We start from the raw sequence: 19,972 nt of genomic DNA on the forward strand, positions 1-19,972 counted from the left end.
CTCAGCCCTGCCCCCTCTGCCGGTACTGGTCAACAACCGAGGTGGCCGTTGCCTCCAGAGTGCGGGCCCCCGGGGCCCCGGGCAGCAGAAGATCCGACAAGTTGACGGTGCAGCGCACCGTGGCCGAGACGGTGGCCACCTGACCGATCGGAACGGCCAGTCCGCCGGTATCGACGGTGACGCTGGTGCTGGCACAGGTGATGCCCTGATCAGCCAGGGACTCGGACGCGGCCGTACGGGCAGCACCCTGGGCGTCGGCTGCAGTGCGGTGGATGGAGGCCTCGCGCGCCGCGTCCTGCGCCGCCGCATCGATCTTGGATCCTGACATGACCAGGCGGCCCCCCGCGATCGCCAGGCAGACAAAGACCAGCAACGAGGGCAGGACGATGGACGCTTCGATCGCGACACTGCCCGCATCACGGGGCGCGGAACGGGCCCTGCAGAACACCGATTTCACTCCCCTGGAACCGTCCAACGCTCGACTGGACCGGATGCCGACTGGGTGATGCGCAGGCCGGGAACGCCCGGCAGCATCGACTGCGCGGTCCCCGACACCTGAAGGCGCACCCGCTCACCGGTGCTGCCCGCCGCGACGCTGGAGCCCATGAGGCTGTCGCCCGCCGTACGGGAGAGGACCTCGCGAGCGCGCTGCGCGCCCTCGGCGGGCCCGGCCTGGTAGGAGCGGGCCGCGCTCAGGCCCTCGCGGGCCGCGGTGAGCGCGATCTCACGGGCGAAGTACCACATCGAGGCCTGGATGACGGCGATCGTGATGAGCAGCACGGCCGGAAAGATGATCGCCATCTGGATGGAGGAGTCTCCCCGGTCATCCCGCCATGCTGGGCCGCTTCCCCGGGCGAGGGGATGCGGTATGCGCCGCTGCATCAGATGCCGTTCAGCTTGCCGTTGTACTTGGCGACGATCACCGCGATCGTTCCGGCGATGACCAGCGCACCGGTCACGGAGGCCACCCAGATGATGACCGTGGTGATACTGATGTCGCCACGGTCCGGGCGCTTCTGCGCCTCCTCCAGCCGGGCGCCAAGCTCGCGCACGAGACGGTAGGTGCGGTGGGCGGTGTACTTCATGGGATGTCAGCTCCAACGTCTTTCGATCAATTCGATCAAGTGGTCAGCATGCGGATCACTGCGGGGAACGCCATCAACAACATCACCTGCACCGCGAGCAGTGCTCCGGGGGCGGTCATCTTCTCGCTGGCGGCGTTCGCCTCGGCCGCCTGAGCGGCCAGCAGTTCGGGGTTGAGCGCGGCGCTGCGTGCCCGCAGCTGCTTGTAGACGGCGGCGCCATCGGTGCTCGAGCCGCGCATCATCTCCGCCAGGTCCCCCAGGACCGGCAGGTCGTACTCCTCTTTCAGGTCGGTCAGGGCCTGCCACGGCGGGATCTTCTCCAGCCGGGCCCGCATCAGTGCGCCCTGGACGTAGACGAAGGGCCAGCCGCGGCCGACCTCCGCGGCCTTTTCCAGGGCCGTGGTGGGACCGGCATCCGACGCGCGCTTGAGGGCGACGAGTTCGAGGTAGGCGGCCATCGCGTGGGCGAACTCCTCCCGCGCCCGCTTGGCCTTGTCACGTACCGACAGATCCGGGGTGATCCACAGGAGCCCCGCCACGATCAACCCGAACACGGCGGGGACATAGAAGGGGAGCGAGACGCCCGCCAGGATCCAGGGGATCGAGACCACGACGGGGCACAGCAGCCCCGAAGCGGCCAGCGCCGTCTTCTGCAGCATGAACCGGCCCGGGCCCTCGCCCAACAGGGACAGGTTCTGCGTCGGGATACGCACGCCCGGCAGACGCCCCAGGCGGGCCAGCAGCCAGCGCCCCCACACCTCATCCCGCTCAAGGACCGGCTCGGGGAGACCGGCCAGGCTGCTCTGCTCGGTGCGCTGCAAGGCAACCGCCAAGGCGGGCTGCGGGCGCAGCAGTTCACGCGTGAGCAGCGCGAGCCCCCCGCCGACGGCAGCGCCGGTGAGCACCATGGGCGTCAGATTCATCGGGCACCCGCCATGTCGGTGTCGCGATCGGGTGTGGTGGCCTGTGCGGGCAGCCGCACGGTGCTGTGCGGATCGCGGTTGAGGAACCGGGGGATGCGCCGGTAGTGGGCCAGGTGGCGCATGAGCGCGAGCGTGCCGATGAACCCGACGGTGAGCATCGCCAGCACCAGCTGACCGAGCAGCGTCGAGTAGGGGGCGGTGTAGGACGGCACGAAGAACCCGGCGACGATCACCCCGAGGGTGATGATGACCATCCACCGCATGGTGGTGCGGGGCTTCTCCCGGTCCGCTTCGGTGTCCCGCTTCCCGGCTACCTCCGCGCGCACGGTGGCGGCCAAGTCCTCCAGTGCCTGGGCCAGTCCGGGCCCGCGGTCGGACACGGACAGGATCAGCGCGGCCACCACTTTGTCGGCGGTGATGTCGTTCAGCTCGTCACCGAAGGACCGTAGTGCTTCCTCGGGACGCCAGCCCATGTGCAGCCGGTCGGCGAGCGTGCCGATCTGCTCGGCGAGCTCCTCGGGAGCCCCTTTCCGACTGGTGATCATCGCCTGTTCCAGGCCCATGCCCAGCCGCAGCAGCCCGGCCAGCCGCTGGGTCCACTCACTGAGGCCTTCCAGCTGACCGATGCGGACCTTGGCGGCCTGGGCCGGGGAGAGCAGCCACGGCACGCCGATGACGGCCACGCCGATCAGCAGTCCGGCCGTGAAGTTCCCGGAGATGAGCCAGATGACCATCCACAGCACCACGGCGGCACCGGCCTGGGTGCGGCGCCGCATCTGCGATGCCTGCGTGCCGGCGTTCCACGCGCTCACACCCTGACGCAGCCGCCATCCGGCGCGCGAGTCCTGCTTCGGCTCCGTGGTGCCGACCACACCCCACACCAGGGCGGCCAGCCCGCCCGCGGTCACCATTCCGGACACCAGGGCCCACATCAGCGTCATGCGCTGCTCACCACCTTCAGCGGCAGCGGCTGCGCCCACGCACCACGGGAGTACTGCAGATACTCGGAGTTGAAGCCGACGCGGCGCAGCTCGTCGATGCACTCGGGATGCGTACCGGTGGGCACCGCCCGCTCCTCGCCGAGGGCGAGGTTGGGAGCGAAGATGTCGTTGGTCGCCGGGCGGCCGGACTCCGCGACACCGGTGATTTCCACGATGTGGGAGACGAAGCGGTGACGCCGTCCCCCGATCTTCGTCTCATCGATCATGGAGACGAACACGATGAAGTCCAAGCCGTTGGCGATCTGCCGGTAGGCGAGCTGCTCGGACAAGTTGCCCTGGGTCAGCGCGTACAGCTCGGCGATGCGGTCGAAGACGATGTCAGGGCGCCGCGCGTGGATGGTGCACAGGTTGCCGCCCGCACCGTTGGTCAGCGCCTGCATCATGGCCACGACTTCAGGGCCGCGGACCTCACCGACGACCATCCGCTCCAGCGACATACGCAGAGCAGGGTGCATGAGGTCCAGCAGCGTCACTTCTCCGGCACTGCGCCCGTTGGCGCCGACTTCCCCGTTGCCCTCGCGGGCCACCAGCGAGATCGCCTGGCGGTGGTGGCCGTTCTGGTGGGCGAACAGTTCGTCCTCGGTCTGGATCGTGGCGAACCGCTCGTCGGGGTCGAGCTCCTTGAGCAGCGAGCGCAGCAGGGAGGTCTTGCCGGCCTTCTGCTTCCCGGCGATGATCACGTTCTTCTCGGCCTTCACGCAGGCCCGAAGGAACTCCACCAGGATCGGGTCGACTGTGCCGAGCTCGACCATGCCCTCCAGGTCCGCGCTCTGGACCCGGTGACGGCGGATCACCGCGTAGGTGGTGGGGCTGACATCCGTGATGGCCTGCAGCCGCGACCCGTCCTTCAACGATAGGGCGAGCAGCGGGTTCGCCGTGGAGATCGTGCGCTCTCCGTGCCCGGAATCGCGCGCGAGTTCACGCAGCAGCTCCAGGAGCTCCTCCTCAGAGTCAGCGATCGCACCGACCCGCTGGCGCTCCCCGTCGCCGTAGTCCAGCCACACCTCATCGGGGCCGTTGATGAAAATATCCTCGACCCGCGGATCATCCAGGTAGGGCTGCAGACGGCCCGCACGGAACAGCAGGTCATACACCGCGCGCCGCAGCGCATCGTCCTCGGCCGCGGTCGGGCTCACGCCGCTCTCGGCCGCCGCAGCGGACGACCACAGCGCCACCTCGTCATTGATCCAACCCAGGCAGCGCTGCTCCTCGCTCGCCTTGTCCAGCGTCGGCTCGCTCTTCAGCAGCTCCTCACGCTTCTTGGCGACCAGTGCCTTGATCTGCTGGGCTACCCGAGGATCAACCAGCGCTCGCGGCACCCCCGTGCCCGGCGCCGGTACCTGAGCTACCGAAGCGGAACCCGCTCCATTGCGTCCCTTCAGGTGTGCCTGCCACCGGGAACTGACCGGCTGGCCGCCTGCCTGCGGACGCACCGTCGGGTCAGCGTGGACCGGTTTACCGCGCATGGCTCGCCTCCGGTCCACCCGGCCCGGCGAACCGGGGTGCCAGCCGGGCGCGGCGCAACGCGGCCCGCTGCTCCAGGACCGTGCACGCCGAGCGGGCGGCCTTCATCAGGGAAGTCTTCGTGAAATTGCGGGGCTGCTCTGCCCCGTCGGAGAGCACCCGCGCCTCGCGCGGGGCGTGGGGCAGCGTGGCCACCACCGGGGCGCGCAGCACCCGCTGCACTTCCCCGGCTGGGTAGGGGCCTTCGTCGATCATCAAGACCCCCACGTTCCCGACGCGTTCCTCCAACGCCTCGATGCGCGTCTGCGCCGCCTGCAGTGAGCGGACCGTGTTCCGCACGACGAACACCAAAGCGTCCGCGCGCTGCGCGAGCACCGCGGAGGGACCAAAGGCCCCGTTGCGGCCCAGGTCGACCAATACGTCGTGAGCTTGGGCGGGCTGTTCGCCGATTCCGGCGAACAGGCGGGCCAGGTCCTCCCACGCCGGGCCGAGACCGGCCGACTGGGCGGGGTCGGTCACGCCGGGCAGGACCAGACGGTCGCGCGACTCCTGCTTCCCGTCCTCGGAGCTCACGTCGATGAGCTGGCGCCAAAACGCCTCGACCATCTCGCCCTTGCGGGAGGCAACCGACAGATTCCGCAGCCCGTAGCGATCGCCCAGGCTGCCCTGCAGCAGCCCGTAGAGCACGGCACCACCGTCCGGGTCGCACTCGGCGAGCACCATCTTGCGGCCCGGCTGCAGCGGCCAGGACAGCAACAGCGCCAGCGCGCTCGTCGTCACCCCAGGCGCCCCGCTGCAGCCCGCTAGCGCGATCACGCTCACTTCTTGCCGCCCGGCGCATCGATCACCAGACGCACACTGTCCGCCGACACCCACGCGGCCAGGCGCGACGCGTCCGCGGCCTGCGTCGCGACGTCGACGACCACCACACCGGTACCGGGTGCTGCCTTGCCCGCCTTCACCACCCGGGCCGCGATCGACTCGCGCGTCTGCGACTCCTTCGCGTCCGTCGCCTCTTCGCCCTGGGCAGCCACGTGCTTCAGGCTCAGCTTCTGGCCCGGAACCATTGCTGTGGCCGGGACCTGCTCGGGCTTCAACCCGATCGGCACCAGCTGCTCACCGGCATTGACCAGCGACCGGGACGTCACCTGTGAGCGGTTGAGCAGCGAGCCCGGACGCAGCTCCACCGCGGCCCGCTTGCCCACGATCGAATCGAGGTCCGAGGCCTTGACCGCCTTGACGGCCGGGTCCAGGGCGATGGACGCCTGTCCCAGATCTGCCTCGGTGAGGACCTCACCGACCTGCACGTCACGTGTCACCGTCACCACCTGCGTACGGTGCCCGGCCTGCATCACCAGCACCACAACGCCCGCCCCACCCGCGGCGATCAGCGCCAGCGACAGTGCGATCACACCCGGCCTGCGCCGACGCGCGGACACCCTCGGCGGCGCGACCGGACCGGACGGCTGCCCCTGCGCCGGGATGCCGGCCACAGCGGGCCCGGCGGCGCGTTCCTTTGTCTTGCTCACGTTCATCCCTCCGAAGGGGCGCTATCCGACGACCTGGACTTCGCCGACCGCCACCTGTACCTGCGTCTCACGGACCTCGGTCAACTCCCCCGCTTCACCGTCGCCACCGGTGACCTGCCAGTCGATGGCCCACGTCGACGTCGCGTTCAACGCGAACTTCCCGGCCTCGGACTTCGCCGACGTCTTGGTGTAGCGGTGGCCGCAGCTCGGCGAGTCCTTCATGCCGTACGACTTCTTGTATGGCGTGCCGGGACCGGTGCACGTTTCCGTGCTGCCATCGCCCAGCCGCCAGACGATCTGCTTCACCTTCGCCGTCGCGGTGATCGTCACCCCGCCCGCCGTGGCCGTCGCGGTGTTCGGCCCGTACGTGGTCGGCGACTGGTGCACCCACAGCCACATCGGCACACCCACCACGTACTTCCCCGCGGCGCGCGGGCTGGCAATGTCGGGGCCAACAAGCTTCATCTTGTCCACGGCCTGCTGAGCAACCACCGCCGGGTCAATCGGCGGGGGCTCCTCCCCCTCTTCGGCCGCGAGGCCGGTGGTCACGCCACTCGGGCAAGTCCGCGTGTAGGCGGTCTTACCTTCGCCCGCGTACCACATGCTGCCGGGAGGAGGCTGATCCTCCATGCGTTCCACTGCGCATTTCGAAGGCTTGCCACCGCCTCCACGGGTCTTCCCCTGACCCTTGTCGGAAGAGCCGGATGACTCTCCGGCTGGCGTTCCATTCGTCGTGGCCTCACACCGGATCATGATGCTCGGGCTGGTGCAGCCGCTAGAAACGGGCTGGGCCACGGCCGCAGCTGGCAGCAGAGTCAGTACGCTCGCGGCGCCGATAGCCGTACTCAGCAGGCGCGGTCCTGTGGCTTTGCGACGACGATCTTCCACTGCTTCCCCCACTTCTCGGCCTGGATCTCCATCACGTAGCTCTTGAGCCTGTCCTTAGGCATCGCTACGGCTTTGCCGGACTTGCGATAGACGAACTTCCAGTCGCTGGTGTCCAGGCAGTCGGTCAGTTCTGCCGAAGGAACCTTCTTGTCCGGCTTAATGCCGGTCACCTCGACTTCGTGGCTGGGCTCGCCGGTCGTGACGATGCCCTTTTCCTTGAGGCCCTTGAGGTCGTTCTTCGTCTGCGCATAAGCCAACGCAGCGCTGTATGTCGACAGCTCGGTGCCTTTGGGATCCGCCTTGGCATAGGCCTTAACCTGCTCGTCCCACATGCGCGCGTAGGCGTCCGTGACCGCCTTCTTCTCGGCGGTCTCCGGGTCCGTACTGGGTGAGGACGTTGTGCTGGGAGCGGAGGACTTTGACGCCGGCGACTTGGCGTCAGGGGCTTTCGTGCCGCCGTCGCCGTCCGACGAGCTACATGCAGACAGAGCAAGCGCCGCGCACAGGGCAGCGCCTACTGCTGCTGTCTGATTTCGGAAGCGAACAGCGGCATATTCCGACGGTCGTTCAGCGCGCTTCAAGGTGCCTCCCCGTACGGGTGTGTTGCGAGCAAGTCGCTTGTGTAGGCGTACGCGCCACGCTGAACGCCTGAGCAGCCTGGTCCAGCTGCAGTGATGCAATCCGTAGCGAAGAGGTTACGCATATGCCCAACAACTTCCCAACGGGGAAAGGAATTTAAAGGTTCGCAACTCGGGGCGTTTCTGGTCACAAAGGATCACGAAGGTCGACAAGTTGCTCTGTGCCTATGCACAGGTGCCTCTGCACGCGGCGGCGCCGACGTTTCTGGCGTCAGCAGATCCTCGAGACGGCCAGCCCCTGCGGTCTGCTGCTGCCATCCCTCCAGGAGGCCCTGCAGCGCAATCCGGGCGAGGTTCCGGTACTGCTCGGGGCAGGTCTCACGACTGCTGAGCCAGCCCAGGTGACGGGTATGCGCGTGCAGGGCGATGAGTTCGGTGACGAGTGGTGAGCCGAGGGGCGGCATTCCGTCTACAACTTCGGAGCAGGAATGCTGGGCCGGGTCCCACCCCGTGGGCTGCGCAGAACCCCCAGCTGAGGGCGCGGGACGCGGGCGGCGGCGTAGTCGAAGGCGCATGTGTCTCCAATCAGTGATGGCCTCTCGGGCCGGGGCGGTTCATGCGCTAGCGGGGGAGCGGGCCAGGAGTACGTCGGTGGCGGTGGCGTCCTCGCCCAGGAGTGGGGTGACGATGGGCGCGAATGGCCCGTGCTCGGCGAGAAGGCGCAGGCTGGTGACGCCGGCCTGGATCGGTGAGCGTGAGACCGCGCGCTGCAGACGGGTGTCGGCTGCGGCCAGCGCGCGCAGATCCCAGGCGCGTCGGGCCAGGACTGATTCCGGGGCGCCGGTGAGGACGATCAGGATCCTGGGCAGAGTCGGGTAGCGCTCGCGCCACGCCTCCTGGACGAGGTCGCCGGCCGTGGTCTGGCGGCTGCGTCCGGGGGCGGGCTGGGGGATGTAGGTGGCGTAGCGGGCGTAGGCGTGGAGTTTCGCGGCGAGGCGGGCGACGCTCATGGTGGTGCGGTCGACCTCGATGAAGAAGTTCAGCAGCCGGCGCTCGTCTCCGGTGGTGCGGGTGTAGCGCAGCACGGCATCGGGGGTCAGCCACGCCTCATCGCCGTGGCGTGCGTTGCCGTCCCGGACGCGGTGTACGACTTCCATGTCCCAGCTCAGTGGCCCGCATTCGTCACCGGCTTGGCGTGCGTGCTCCACCATGGCCAGCCCGGTCTCGTTGATGGCCAGGGTGTGCTCTTGCAGGGCGCTTGCGGCGGCCTGCTGGGTGATCCGGTAGGCGCGGGAGGGCAGTTCCTGCCCGGCTTCCAGAGTGTCGGCGCCCAGCGCGGTGGCGTACCAGAGGAGTTCGCCGGCGCGGTTGTGGCGGCGCACCGTCGCATCGGCCAGACCCTGGGTGTGCAGGGCCTGGAGCTGTCGGCGCAGGTAGCGGGAACTGGCGGAGTTCGGTCGCAGCAGTCGGTTGAGCTGGGCGGCGGTCAGCAGCCGGTGGGTGTAGAGGACGGGCAGCAGCTCCTGGGCGAGCTGAGACAGGCTCTCCGGGCGCGTGGCGGTGGCGGTCGGCATGAAGAGGTCTCCTTCTCTCACGGAGTGGGGCGGGGGAGTCGGTGCACGACGTCTTGGCCCGCGTCGCGGGGGTTGCGTCGGACGGCGGGGGAGGAGCGCGTGGCGAGGTAGCCGGTGATCTGCTCGTCCAGCTCGTCGAGGTCGGCGAGGATCTCGCCGATGGGGCGGCGGTTGAGGTTGGTGTCGATGGCCGCGTCGAGTGCCGGCAGTCCGTCGGGGTTGTAGTAGTCGGCGAACACGTCGGTGACGGCCACGCCTTCCACGCGGAAGGGGGTGGTGCGCTCGCCGCGCAGGTCGACGGACTGGATGTAGTGGTAGCGCGGGGTCTGCTGGATGGTCTGGCTGTCCAGGCCCGGCAGACGTTTCGCGAGGAAGGACGCCTCGTCGAAGTCGGCGCCCGTCGCCGAGATCCAGCTCTGGTTTTGCAGCAGTGCCTGGCGGGTGGTGTCGGACAGCCGCATCGCCATCTGGGTCATCCCCATGAACTTCACGCCGTACTTGCGCAGCTGCTCCAGGATCTTGGCGACGTAGCCGTGCGAGGCGCCGTCGACCGCGGTGAGTTCGTCCACGAACGCCCACATGACGGGGCGCTGGTCGGCTGTGAGCTTGGCGCGCGCCATTCCCTCGCGGAACAGATCGAACTGCAGGAGCGCGCAGATCAGCTCGTCGCTTTCGCCGGTCCCGCCGGGGCAGACTCCCACCACCGCGGAGTGGGCCATGGCTCGGCGTAGGTCGTAGCCGGAGCGCGGCGAGCCGAGGAAGGCTTTGAGGGAGCGGGAGTTGCTCATGCGGTAGAGGACGTTGGTGACGGTGTTGAGAGCGTTGGGTTCGACGTTCGGAAACGAGCGGCGCCAGTACTTCGTGGTGCTCGCCGGGAGGTGGGCCAGGACCTGCTCGCGCCAGTCCTCGTCTTCCAGCAGCGAGGAGATCTGGAAGATCGTGGGCTGCAGCTCGGGATGCCCGTCCTTCACCATCAGGTGGGAGAGCTCGGCCAGGGTGCGGACCGCGTTGGACAAGATGGTGCGGGCCCGGGTGGCGCGCTCGCCCCAGCTGTGCGCGGAGGCGATCGCCCCGACCACCGCCCCGACGACTTCCTGCACCTCGTCGAGGCGCCGGCCCTCCATCGACAGCAGGTTCCAGCACGTCATCAGGTCCTCATCGCGCGACAGCGACAGATCGACCTCCCACACCCGTCCGGCCAGCACAGGATGGGCGAGGTAGGGCTTGATGCGCTGCCACGCCGCCCGGTGGGGATCCAGGAACCAGCCGCCATCACCGGCATAGGCGCGCGCGGCGAACTGCACGAGCGCCTGCTCCGTCTTGCCGTAGCCGGACTTGCCGAACGAGGCGCCGAAGAGGACCTCATCCGCGTACGCGCCCGCCATCCGCTGCACGCCGTCCGCGCCGGTCACCTTCCCCAGCGGCAGGACATCGGCCTGACCGGTCCAGGTGGGCAGCGCGGCCGGAGCGGGCGCCACCACCCCGCCGGTGCGCAGCACGTTCTGCGCCGTGCAGTGCACGCTCGGCGGCTTCAGCAGTCCGGCGACCTCCTGCCACGTCACCCAACTACGCCGGGACGGGGCGAAATCCCCGCGGGTGAACCGGAGGTCGAAGCGGTTTCGCAACCACAGCGCATTCGAGTACGGCCGCCACATCCCCACCCGAGGACCGACCGGCACGAACCGGTTCTCCCCGCGCAACGCCTGCAAAGCGGCCATCACCTGATGCAGCCGCGCCCGCGCCCGCGCGGGATGCCGCGCCGTGCAGCGCACCAGCACCTGCGCCGCGAACACCTCCGCGCCCGGCACGAACTTGCCCACCCCCTCGGCGAGGTCCGTCTGCCGCGGCACCCGGGCCCGGCCCGGCGAGGACTTCGAGGCCGTGCCGTTCAGGACCTCCCAGATCCCGGCACCGCCGCCGCTGCTCGGGCGGCTGCCCTCCAGCTGTTCGCCGAACGCGCTGGGACCGCGCCGCGTAGCCCGCGCGATCAGGCGACGCCGACGGCGCGCCACGCGGCCATCCGCCACAGACAGCAGATCGACAACAAGATCGGCCTCCTCCCCGTCTTGCGTGCGGACCTCGGCGAACGCCGCCGCCAGTTGCTCCAGGGGATCGGGGTTCAAGACCGGGCTGCCCAGCGCCCGATGATCAGCACGGGCCAGCACCAGCTCAGCCCGCGCCACATACAACTGCCCGCCCGGCACCTGCACCGCATCCTCTATCGGCGGCGCGTTGACGTCGTCCTTGGCCAGGACGACCGTGCTCACCAGCCACCCCGCTCAGCCAGCGGCGCGACGCCCTCGAACCGGACCCCGGCCGAGCGGCCGCGAGCGGCATCGGCGGCCAGGACCTCGACCTGCCGATAGCCGGCCAGCCGCAGCACGCTCGCTGCCCGCTCCGGTCCTTCCCACCCGTACTCCAGCTGTCCATCAGTTCCGGCCGTCATCCAGATGCGTGTCGCTGCAGCTCGCTGCGGGATCGGCCCCGCGGTCGCTCGCGCCTGGCCCAACCGGGCCGCAGCCTGCCCGACGTCGGCCAGTTTCGGATCGAACGATGCCGCCGGCACCATCCTGAAGCTGCTCCGCTCGGCCAACGCCCGCACGGCCCGACGCCGCCACCAGGCAGCCGAGGCCGCCCAGCAGAGCAGCGCGACCGCGCCCGCAGAGATGATCCAGCCCGCATGCGAGGCCACCGCGTCCGCGACGATCCCGAACCCTGCCCCAGCGTCCACTCCCTGGGGCACTACATCGCTGATCATTACTGTGCCTCCCTTCAGTACGCGGCGACGAACGCCGCCTGTACTTCGGGAAGGGGACCCGCGATGCGCGGGATGTGACAGGCAAGGACAAGAAATGTTCGGAGGGCGCGAGATCAGTCAACTGACCTGGTCATAGCTACGGGTCTCGCCGAGTGGTACCGCTCCATGTTTGGGCGTGTTTCATGGGGCCCTATGACTTTGGTCAAGGGGTTGGGGCGGGTTGGGCTTGGTAGAAGGTGCCGTCGCGGAGCATCGCGAAGAGGACGTCGGCTCGGCGGCGGGCGAGGCAGAGGAGGGCTTGGGTGTGGTGTTTGCCCTGGGCGATCTTCTTGTCGTAGTAGGTCCGGGAGGTCGGGTCGGCCAGGGCGGCGAACGCGGAGAGGAAGAAGGCGCGTTTGAGCTGTTTTTTTCCTCTGCGGGAGGGTTGTTCGCCGCGGATGGAGGAGCCCGAGCTGCGGGTCGCTGGGGCGAGGCCGGCGTAGGCCGCGAGGTGTGCGGCGCTGGGGAAACGGGTGCCGTCGCCGACGTCGATGAGGATGCGGGCGCCGGTCCTGATGCCGATACCGGGCATCGACATCAGGACCTTGGAAAGAGGGTGGGCCTCCAGCAGTTCCTCGATCCGGTGGGCCAGCAGTTTGCGTTGGTCAAGTACTGCCTGGAGTGAGTTGGCGAGGCTGGGGACGATCAGTGCGGCCGCGTCGGTGCCCGGGACGACGACGGTCTGTTCGTCCAGCGCGGTGAAGACGTCCTCGATCAGTCGCTCGGCCATCCGTGGGGCTTTCGGGCGGATCAGGGTGACCAGTCGTCGGCGTCCGGCCTTGCGGATCTGGGCCGGAGAGCCGAACTGGTCCAGGATTTTGAGCACGGCCGGGTGCTGCATGCGCGGTCCCAGGACCCGTTCCAGGTGCGGGTGGATCTGGGTGAACAGGCCGCGGAGCCGGTTGGACAGTCGCGTCGCTTCGGCGGCGAGGTCGTCGTCGAACCCGACGATCATCTGGAGCTCGGCGATCGTGTCGTCGTCGAGGTTGACCGAGCGCAGCGTGTGCGGCATCGCCCGGGCCGCGTCGGCGATGATGAACGCGTCTTTCGCGTCGGTCTTGGCCTCGCCGGGATAGAGATCGGCGATCCGCCGCATCGTGAGGCCCTGCAGATAGGCGACGTGGCAGCCCAGGTCGCGGGCGACGGTCAGCGGCAGGGCTCCGATGGAGGCGACCTGGTCAACGATCACGAGCACGGTGCCGTGCTTGGCCTGCAGTTTGGCGAAGACCTCGCGGAGTTTGGGCTCGCTGTTGGGTAGCCGCTTGTCGAAGGTCTTCTTGCCGGTGGGGGTCAGTGCGGTGGCGTGGTGTTCGCCCTTGCCGACGTCCAGGCCGAGGTAGACGTCGATGCTGCTGGTATCGATCACGTCGGGCATCCTTCGGTGCTGTTTTCACCCGGCCCTGCCACGGCACTGATCGCCACATCCACATTACGAAGAGCCTCCCGACCTGCGAAAAGGCCGGTGGTCATGCCCCTAATCAGCGGTCTGTCAGTGCCTCCGGAGCCGGTGACATCACCCCCCAGGCCATCCGTTCGACAAGGGGAGGCAGTCATGCCAACTCCGAAGACCGGTAACCCCGTTGCGGGGCTACGAAGAAGGTAATGGGGGGGCTGACTTGTGCGACTGCTCCTCGCCGCGGGTTGTGACATCCAAGAGCAAGAAATGTTCGGGGCGGGAAGGGCTTAACGCTGTACTGGCGCCTGGGCGGCCTGGGCGAAGTGCATCACGACGGCCTTGGCTCCGGCGGCGACTTCATCGATCAGAGCGTCGCTGCGCGGGACGGCCGCATGGCGCGTAGCCCAGAGCATGGCGAACTTGATGATCTGGTCGACGTCGCTCGGACGCAACAGGATCGCCTCGCCGGTATGCAGCGGCTCAGGCGGGCGGTGCTGCCACAGGCGGTAGAAGCGGCCGTCGGCGTCGTTGAAGCCGAGGTGCCGGTCGCCGTGCGGGTTGATCAGGTGAGTGGTGAATGGCAGATCGTTCGGGCCCGGCAGCCAGGGCTGCTCCGGCTGGCTCAAGACATCCTCCGTCGGCGCTCGGTAGGCATCACAACGTGCCGAGTGTGTCAGCGCCGGTCGCAGGTGGGCAGCCCTTCTGGCTACCTCATCCCGGCAGCCGGCCTTCGGCGGTGCGGGGCAGCAACCGTGGGCGCAACGTCGTCTACATGTTGGTGGCGGCCGCCAGTTCACGGACACCGGTCACGTGCCGGTGGCGTTCGGTGAGGCCGGTGACGATCTGTCGGATGGCGGGACGTTCCCGCACCTCGGCGGCGGAGTAGCGGTGGGCGGGCAGCAGGTAGCGCGCTGTCTGCTCGGGCTTGTCCAGGAGCCACCAGGCGCGGGCGAAGTCGGTGTGCTTGCGGGCCCGGCGCTCCGCGGTGGGGAACTGATCATCGCGCAGGTGGCGGCCGGTCTCCAGCGCGGTGCCCGCGTCGCCGAGCGCCCAGTGGACGCCGACGGAGTACAGGGTGACTGCGGACGGGGTGATGGAGAATAGTCGCCCCACTGGCGCAGTGTCGGGGAGGTGGCGAGCCGCGCGGGTGGCCTCTTCGATCGTGGCTAGGGCCTGGGTGCGGTCGCCCGCGCGGGCAGCGGTGTAGGAGGTGGTGCACAGCAGTTGGGCGTACGCGGCCGCCTGGGGCGCGGATCTCAGGCCGGTGGACTCAATCCGGGTGAGGGCGTCGTGGATGAGGCGGCTGACGTCCTGGGCGCGGTCGGGCGTCCAGGGCTCCGGGTCACGTACGGCGGCGAGCATCGCGCGGAACTGGTCGACGACGGCCTGGTCCTCGGGTGGGACGGTGCTGGATGTGGTGGCGCAGCGGCTGAACATGCGACGGATCATCGGGCGGTCTCCTGCTCGGGGTAGGCGGTGCGGGTGCCGGCGGGCGTCTTGAGGACGCGCGGCAGGTGTGTGTGGAGGTGCTCGACTTCGACCTGGCGGCCGCCGGTCGCGGAGTTCGCGGGCAAGGATTTCGGTGGGGCCGCATGCCCTGTGGCGACCTCCTGTTCTCTCGCCCATTGCGAGCTGTTGCTTCCACTGCGAATCGAGCACGGTTGATCCGTACTCGCGGACCATGGCCCCTCGTCTTTGGTGGGGAGTGCCACTCGGGAGAACCGACCGGTCTCGGTGGTGCCTGCGCGCGGATCATGACCCGTAACCTGCGGCCGGGCAGCGGGCTTAGACACAGTGATCCGCTTCAGCGCTCTGTCCGCACTTGAAAGGAACCACCCACATGAGCCGAACCCACCAGGCACGTTGGCGCGCCGCTATCACCGCTGTGGCCGTAGCCCTGCTCGCTGGTACCGCCACGACAGCTCAGGCCGACGACCAGTACGGGCCTGTACGCCTCGTGAACAAGGCGACGGGGCGGTGCCTGCAAATGGAGGCCGGAGACCTCGCGCACGCGACCGACTGCGCGAACCATGACGGCCAGCGCCTCATGCTGCAGCGGTACACGAGTCCGGACGGGGGCTTCAATTCGGCGAAGATCCTCTGGAGTACTGGTTGCCTCTCTGCCGACAGCGAGAGTGGGCTCAGCCGGGACCGGTGCGAGGACAACGGGGACCAGACGTCGTGGAGCGTCGACAACCGCACCACCCAGTTCGAAAGCCTGCAGCTGTCCAACGGCGCCTACCTCAGTTCCTGCCTCACCGACCTGACGAGCGAAAACAACGTCACGCTCGAAGATTGCGACGACACCGATTCCACGCAGAGGTGGGATGTCCGGCCGTTCTAGACCGTGACCGGGGAAGAACCGTGCCGCATCCCTGTGCGATCGGTTTGGCCCTGTTCTCGTATAGCTAATCCGTTGTTAGCGGCATCGCAAGGGGATTCGGGAGGCGTACGGGTTCCGGGCGAACACCGAGGACGACCAAGAGCGGCTGGCCGAGTGGCTGGCCGCTGAACTGTGTCCGGTGGAGCTACTGACACCCGCGGCTTTGGCCTCGGGGATCACGATCGCTGAAGCGGATCACTGCGTCTAAGTCCGCCGCCCGGCCGCAGGTTACGTGCCATGGTCCAGAGGGGAATGCGACGCCCTAAACGAGGATGCTGTCCGGCCCTTCCCGGTCAAGCCCCCTGTCACTACCGTGACCTGCCATGACTGTGATCGTTGGCGGGCCATGAGTAACATGAAGCGCGTCTTGGCCGCTGTCGCCCTCACCGGAGCGGCCCTGTCCTTCTCCGGTGTCGCACAGGCCCATGAGAGCGAGCCGACCAGGCCCGCATCCGACTCACCCCCGGCCGTCAACGGCGAGAAGGCCGATGCCCTCGACGACGGCTTCGTCGACGTCTTCAACAAGCAGACGCGTGAGCTGCTCAGCAAGGTCGTCAAAGAACCCCTTGCCGGAGAAGGCTAAGGGCTGTCCCAGCCCCGCGAAAACTGGTGCCCCACCCGCTGGGTTACCAGATCAGCAGAAGGATGAGTGCGCGTTCAGAAGGCCGCCAGTACCGCACTGACGGCCGCATCCACCTTCGCCCAGGCGGACGTGGCGACACGTTCCTGATCTCGACGGCGTTCGAGGGCAAGACCGTGTGCGTGTCGACACACGAGGAGGGAGGTGTCGCGCCGGTCTTCCCACTGGTGGTGGAATTTCTGACTGGTGAGCACGCCGCCTGGGGACAGTCCCCGAAGTGCCTATGCGCCCGGAGCTGGAGCGGTTCGCTTGTTTAGTTGAAGGAGCAGGGGATGACGAAGTCGTCGTAGAAGCGTTTCACGTCGATGGCGCGGTCCGAGCCGTAGTATCCGCCGACCTGCCAGTACGACACGTCAAGGTGACGGACGCCGCACGAGGCGCACGATGTGTTGGGTGTGCTCGCAGCGGTGGTGATCGGGAGCCAGGTGGACGTCCAGGCTGCCGAGGAACTGCTGTCGAACCTGGCTACCAGGGTGCCGTCGCGGGAGTGAGGGGCTACGCGGCGCGGAACACGCAACGCGGCGGCAGGGCCCCGTAGTGCGCCGAAGGGCGGCTCGCCCCGCCCCGTCCCGGCCCTGATCGCTTTCCGTTGTGCCCCATCATCTCCGGGCTCGACGGGAAGAGGATGGGACACCCCTCTGACCACGGCACAAGGGGGCGGGAGCCGTACCTGGGCGAGGCCGGGGCGTCGGGATGTCCCCGGCCTCGCCCGCGGTAGGCGAGCCAGCGTCGCGGGCGGCTATGTGGAAGCGCAGATGTTCCAGTCGTCGGTGTGGCGCTGGACGGAGCGGATGGCTGTTCCGCCGCGGTGGCGGGCAGGCAGGGGATCTGGGTCTGGCTGGAGAACCGGGGGAGTGGCGGAGGCCGGATGCGGGGCCCCGGGGTTGGTCAAGGAGCGGATCCGGGCGGGGAATTCGGGCCCGGGCAGGGGAAGTTCCAGGTCGTCGTCGACGTATCTGATGGCGGAGACGACATAGTCCACGACTGCGGCGATGACGGGCTGGCGGGAGCGGAAGCGGCGGTCGGGTCTGAGCCTGCGCAGGATGCGCAGGGTGGTGGGCAGGCTCGCGGGCCGTTCGATGACGGGAACCTGGCCGGGCATGGCGCGTACGTGTGTGTCGGGTTCGGTGGCGCCGGGGATCTGTTCGAGCCACCAGGCGGCGGCGGTCTCTTCCCCCTGCGAGCGGTGCTGGAGGGCGAGACAGTAGGCGGCGGTGTGGTCGCCCGCGCCGCCGGCGAATTGCCACCAGAACCGAGCGGCGTCACCAGCTTGGCCGAGTTGGAGGAGGCAGCCCAGCACGCGGGCGGCGTCTGGTTCGGCGGGCACCGTATGGGTGAGGAAGCCGCGGCTGAGGATGTCGAGCGCGGCGCGGGTGGCGACGGTTTCGCACAGGATGCGCAGGTCTGCGGTGGCCTGGCGGTTCCGGTCGTCTCCTCGTGCGTGCCGGCGGGCGGATTGGAGGTTCCAGGGCTCTGGTGCGGTGTCGTGCGTGCACCGTGTACTGGGAGGGGTGTGGGGGGCGTCGATGAGGCGGGCTCTGGCGAGAAGGTCGTCGATGGGTGAGGTCACCGTGGTCCCTCCGGGGTGGAACGGTTGGGGAAGAGGAAGGCGTTCAGACTGTGTTTGGCGTGGCGTTCGGTAGAGCCGACCAGGCCCACGGAACGGCCCAGGACTTTGGCGACATCAAGGTCCTGCATGCCGCGCAGGTGCATCAGGACGACCACGTCGAGCTGATCGGGCGGCAGGCGGCGTACTGCGTGTAACAGGCTCATGGACTCCTCGACCTGGTGCAGCTCGGTGGCATGGTCGTGGGCCTGGCGCAGGGCGATGGAGTCGAAGGCGGCTTCCACCAGGTCGGGGTAGCCATCGGGGTGGGGGGCGCGTTCCAGGACGGTCTCGCGCAGCCGGCGCCAGGAGAACAGCGCGCGGTTCGTGCTGCACGGGTCTTTGTCCCAGACGAGGCGGAGCAGGAAGAACGTGGCGTCGACGGTGCGCTGTACATCGGTCGGGCTGCGCAGGAACGTCTGGGCGTAGCGGATGTAGGTCTCGCGGTGCCGCTCCTGGAAGTCGCTGAATTGCACGGGCCGCTCACTGTCCGGGTGCGGGAAGTCTTTGGCAACACAGCCGTTGATCCACACGGTGCGCTTGTTCAGGTCAAGCGCGGCCAGGACCCACTGACCGCGCAGGTCGACGACCGAGGTGTCGGGCAGGGCCAGGGCCTGGAGCAGGGCGCGCAGGCACTCCCAGCGGGGGTAGCGGCCCACCGCGCGCAGTAGTTCGCTGATCTTTGAGCGGGACCAGCCTGCGTTGCGGCCGAGCTGGGCGAAGGTCATGCCGCTGGCCTGGTAGGTCTCACGCAGCGGCTCCAGCCAGGCCCGGTGGGCCGGGCCCGCATCGGCGTCGATCGGCCCCAGCTTGCGGCCCGCTCTGGGCTGCGCCGGGTCTCCCGGCCCGGTCGGCGGCATCGGCAGAGTCACCGCTGGTGCTCCTCACCGTCGCGCGGACCGGCGGCCGTGCGAGGGGATTCGGCGTGCTGGGTGTAGGCCTGGAAGATCTGTTGGACGCCGAGCGCGATGGACGGGATGAGGGTGATGGCCGCGGCGGCGGTCTGTCCCATCGCGATCATCACCGCGCAGAGTGCGACGAGTGACACGATCGCCGTTACGACAACGGCAGTTCTGCCTGACATGGGCTTCCTTTGACTGCGTTTCCTAGTCCGTTTGAAGGCTCCTCGGACGTTTGCCGCGTCCCCCAGATCGAGAAGCCAGCCTCAGCATGGAACGCGGCCAAGGGCCGCGAGGCGACCATTGGTGATCCGGGAACAATGCGAGTGCCCACAGGACGGGCAGAACGGGCGAATTCGTGTCACCTTTCGCGCGTTCATGCCCGCCATGGCCCGGAAAGGGCCATGTTCCCCTTTCCGCTTGCGCCGCCCTGCCGCTCCACGGCCCAATAGAGGAAGGAAGGAGCACGGCACCGCGCTCCGGCTGCAAGATCCCTGTCCGGGACACGGCCCCCTTGTTTGCCGCGAGGGGGCCAACAGCCCTCCTCCCGCCCCTCACCGAGCGCAGACACATCTACCGGCCGGGCTCCAGGGGGCTCACCCCCAGGTCTCTCCGCTGGCCAGGGCAGGGCCGAAGTGCCGGGCAGCGACCGTTTCGATGGCCGGGCAGGGTGTTCCCTCGCCGTGCTTGAAGGTGTTGACCACGCACGTCTGGACAGGGTGCGTCGCCCCGCCCGACCGGCATCCGGTGTACGCCTCCAGAGGCCGCTGCTGCGGCGTAGCCAGAGCGAAGCAGGCCAGCACAGTGCGCTCGTCCTCGTACCAATAGTGGTCCAGGATCGAAGGGTTGCCGAAGTCGAGGCAGCTGAACGTGACGGCAATGTCCTGCTGTCCGTACGGAGCGCTGCGCAGAGCGGGCACCACATCGCCGAGACTCTCGCCACGGGCCAGGAGCACCGCCCGCTCGACCGATACACCCCACGGCGGTGGCTCACTGTCCGGGCCGGGAACACCGTCCTCAGAGAGGAGTTCCGTTCCGATGGCGGGCGGCTCGAAGCGGGCCCGCCCCAGGACACTGCCCCAGCCCAGACCGGCGTTGACGCACAGGGTGCCGGCGAGCACCGCCCACGGTGTGCGCACCAGCCGCTCCTTGCCACATTCCAGCACCAGGCGCTCAAAGTCCCCAGTTGATCACTGTGTTGCTTCGGCC

The 19,972-nt window shown here is 68.6% G+C and carries 23 protein-coding genes; 2 read left to right on the forward strand and 21 right to left on the reverse strand.

Features of this window, described 5'->3' with window-relative positions:
• Window position 1: 1 nt before the first annotated feature.
• From ACZ5CR_RS40975 to ACZ5CR_RS41055, 17 genes are all read right to left on the reverse strand, one after another.
• Window positions 2–457, reverse strand: coding sequence for a TadE/TadG family type IV pilus assembly protein (locus ACZ5CR_RS40975; protein ID WP_468867542.1), 456 nt, complete (start codon window positions 455–457; stop codon window positions 2–4).
• Window positions 454–882: a TadE family protein gene (locus ACZ5CR_RS40980; protein WP_468867545.1), complete on the reverse strand. Its 429-nt coding sequence runs from the start codon at window positions 880–882 to the stop codon at window positions 454–456. The genes ACZ5CR_RS40975 and ACZ5CR_RS40980 overlap by 4 nt, the downstream gene beginning before the upstream one ends.
• Complete coding sequence (locus ACZ5CR_RS40985) at window positions 882–1,085, reverse strand: hypothetical protein (protein ID WP_389648105.1); 204 nt, start codon at window positions 1,083–1,085, stop codon at window positions 882–884. Before ACZ5CR_RS40985 ends, ACZ5CR_RS40980 begins: the two co-directional genes overlap by 1 nt.
• A gap of 35 nt (window positions 1,086–1,120) precedes the next feature.
• Window positions 1,121–2,008 (reverse strand): hypothetical protein, encoded by an 888-nt coding sequence (locus ACZ5CR_RS40990; RefSeq protein ID WP_468867547.1) that lies wholly within the window; start codon window positions 2,006–2,008, stop codon window positions 1,121–1,123.
• Complete coding sequence (locus tag ACZ5CR_RS40995; protein ID WP_468867549.1) at window positions 2,005–2,949, reverse strand: type II secretion system F family protein; 945 nt, start codon at window positions 2,947–2,949, stop codon at window positions 2,005–2,007. Before ACZ5CR_RS40995 ends, ACZ5CR_RS40990 begins: the two co-directional genes overlap by 4 nt.
• A complete protein-coding gene (locus tag ACZ5CR_RS41000) occupies window positions 2,946–4,475 on the reverse strand; it encodes a CpaF family protein (RefSeq protein ID WP_468867550.1) in 1,530 nt (509 codons plus the stop codon). Before ACZ5CR_RS41000 ends, ACZ5CR_RS40995 begins: the two co-directional genes overlap by 4 nt.
• A complete protein-coding gene (locus tag ACZ5CR_RS41005) occupies window positions 4,465–5,295 on the reverse strand; it encodes a hypothetical protein (protein ID WP_468867552.1) in 831 nt (276 codons plus the stop codon). The genes ACZ5CR_RS41000 and ACZ5CR_RS41005 overlap by 11 nt, the downstream gene beginning before the upstream one ends.
• A complete protein-coding gene (locus ACZ5CR_RS41010) occupies window positions 5,292–6,002 on the reverse strand; it encodes an SAF domain-containing protein (protein WP_468867554.1) in 711 nt (236 codons plus the stop codon). The genes ACZ5CR_RS41005 and ACZ5CR_RS41010 overlap by 4 nt, the downstream gene beginning before the upstream one ends.
• Before the next feature lie 21 nt (window positions 6,003–6,023).
• Window positions 6,024–6,551, reverse strand: a complete 528-nt coding sequence (locus ACZ5CR_RS41015; protein WP_468867557.1) for an ATP/GTP-binding protein — start codon at window positions 6,549–6,551, stop codon at window positions 6,024–6,026.
• A gap of 296 nt (window positions 6,552–6,847) precedes the next feature.
• Window positions 6,848–7,471: a hypothetical protein gene (locus ACZ5CR_RS41020; protein WP_468867558.1), complete on the reverse strand. Its 624-nt coding sequence runs from the start codon at window positions 7,469–7,471 to the stop codon at window positions 6,848–6,850.
• A gap of 611 nt (window positions 7,472–8,082) precedes the next feature.
• The gene (locus ACZ5CR_RS41025; RefSeq protein ID WP_468867561.1) at window positions 8,083–9,042 is read right to left on the reverse strand and encodes a replication-relaxation family protein; all 960 of its coding nucleotides are present in this window, start codon (window positions 9,040–9,042) and stop codon (window positions 8,083–8,085) included.
• Window positions 9,043–9,059: 17 nt separating this feature from the next.
• Window positions 9,060–11,309: a type IV secretory system conjugative DNA transfer family protein gene (locus ACZ5CR_RS41030; RefSeq protein WP_468867563.1), complete on the reverse strand. Its 2,250-nt coding sequence runs from the start codon at window positions 11,307–11,309 to the stop codon at window positions 9,060–9,062.
• Window positions 11,306–11,800 (reverse strand): hypothetical protein, encoded by a 495-nt coding sequence (locus tag ACZ5CR_RS41035; RefSeq protein ID WP_468867566.1) that lies wholly within the window; start codon window positions 11,798–11,800, stop codon window positions 11,306–11,308. Before ACZ5CR_RS41035 ends, ACZ5CR_RS41030 begins: the two co-directional genes overlap by 4 nt.
• Window positions 11,801–12,002: 202 nt before the next feature.
• Entirely contained in the window at window positions 12,003–13,214 is a 1,212-nt protein-coding gene (locus ACZ5CR_RS41040; protein ID WP_468867568.1) for an IS110 family RNA-guided transposase, read from the reverse strand.
• 308 nt (window positions 13,215–13,522) lie between these two features.
• Window positions 13,523–13,861, reverse strand: coding sequence for a hypothetical protein (locus ACZ5CR_RS41045; protein WP_468867571.1), 339 nt, complete (start codon window positions 13,859–13,861; stop codon window positions 13,523–13,525).
• 142 nt (window positions 13,862–14,003) lie between these two features.
• Entirely contained in the window at window positions 14,004–14,684 is a 681-nt protein-coding gene (locus ACZ5CR_RS41050) for a hypothetical protein (RefSeq protein WP_468867573.1), read from the reverse strand.
• Window positions 14,681–14,809, reverse strand: a complete 129-nt coding sequence (locus tag ACZ5CR_RS41055) for a hypothetical protein (RefSeq protein ID WP_468867575.1) — start codon at window positions 14,807–14,809, stop codon at window positions 14,681–14,683. The genes ACZ5CR_RS41050 and ACZ5CR_RS41055 overlap by 4 nt, the downstream gene beginning before the upstream one ends.
• A 266-nt stretch (window positions 14,810–15,075) precedes the next feature.
• On the opposite strand from ACZ5CR_RS41055, the gene ACZ5CR_RS41060 reads away from it, so the two are divergent.
• Window positions 15,076–15,579, forward strand: coding sequence for a ricin-type beta-trefoil lectin domain protein (locus ACZ5CR_RS41060; protein WP_468867578.1), 504 nt, complete (start codon window positions 15,076–15,078; stop codon window positions 15,577–15,579).
• Between the two features lie 394 nt (window positions 15,580–15,973).
• Complete coding sequence (locus ACZ5CR_RS41065) at window positions 15,974–16,201, forward strand: hypothetical protein (protein WP_468867579.1); 228 nt, start codon at window positions 15,974–15,976, stop codon at window positions 16,199–16,201.
• A 796-nt stretch (window positions 16,202–16,997) separates the two neighbouring features.
• Here ACZ5CR_RS41065 and ACZ5CR_RS41070 read toward each other — a convergent pair.
• The 4 genes from ACZ5CR_RS41070 to ACZ5CR_RS41085 form a co-directional block, all read right to left on the reverse strand.
• Window positions 16,998–17,828, reverse strand: coding sequence for a hypothetical protein (locus tag ACZ5CR_RS41070; protein WP_468867581.1), 831 nt, complete (start codon window positions 17,826–17,828; stop codon window positions 16,998–17,000).
• Window positions 17,825–18,736: a helix-turn-helix domain-containing protein gene (locus tag ACZ5CR_RS41075; protein ID WP_468867584.1), complete on the reverse strand. Its 912-nt coding sequence runs from the start codon at window positions 18,734–18,736 to the stop codon at window positions 17,825–17,827. The genes ACZ5CR_RS41070 and ACZ5CR_RS41075 overlap by 4 nt, the downstream gene beginning before the upstream one ends.
• Window positions 18,733–18,948: a hypothetical protein gene (locus ACZ5CR_RS41080; RefSeq protein WP_468867586.1), complete on the reverse strand. Its 216-nt coding sequence runs from the start codon at window positions 18,946–18,948 to the stop codon at window positions 18,733–18,735. The genes ACZ5CR_RS41075 and ACZ5CR_RS41080 overlap by 4 nt, the downstream gene beginning before the upstream one ends.
• 411 nt (window positions 18,949–19,359) lie before the next feature.
• Entirely contained in the window at window positions 19,360–19,902 is a 543-nt protein-coding gene (locus ACZ5CR_RS41085) for a hypothetical protein (protein ID WP_468867588.1), read from the reverse strand.
• Window positions 19,903–19,972 lie beyond the last annotated feature (70 nt).

It is taken from the genome of Streptomyces sp. NPDC031274 (assembly GCF_055570235.1).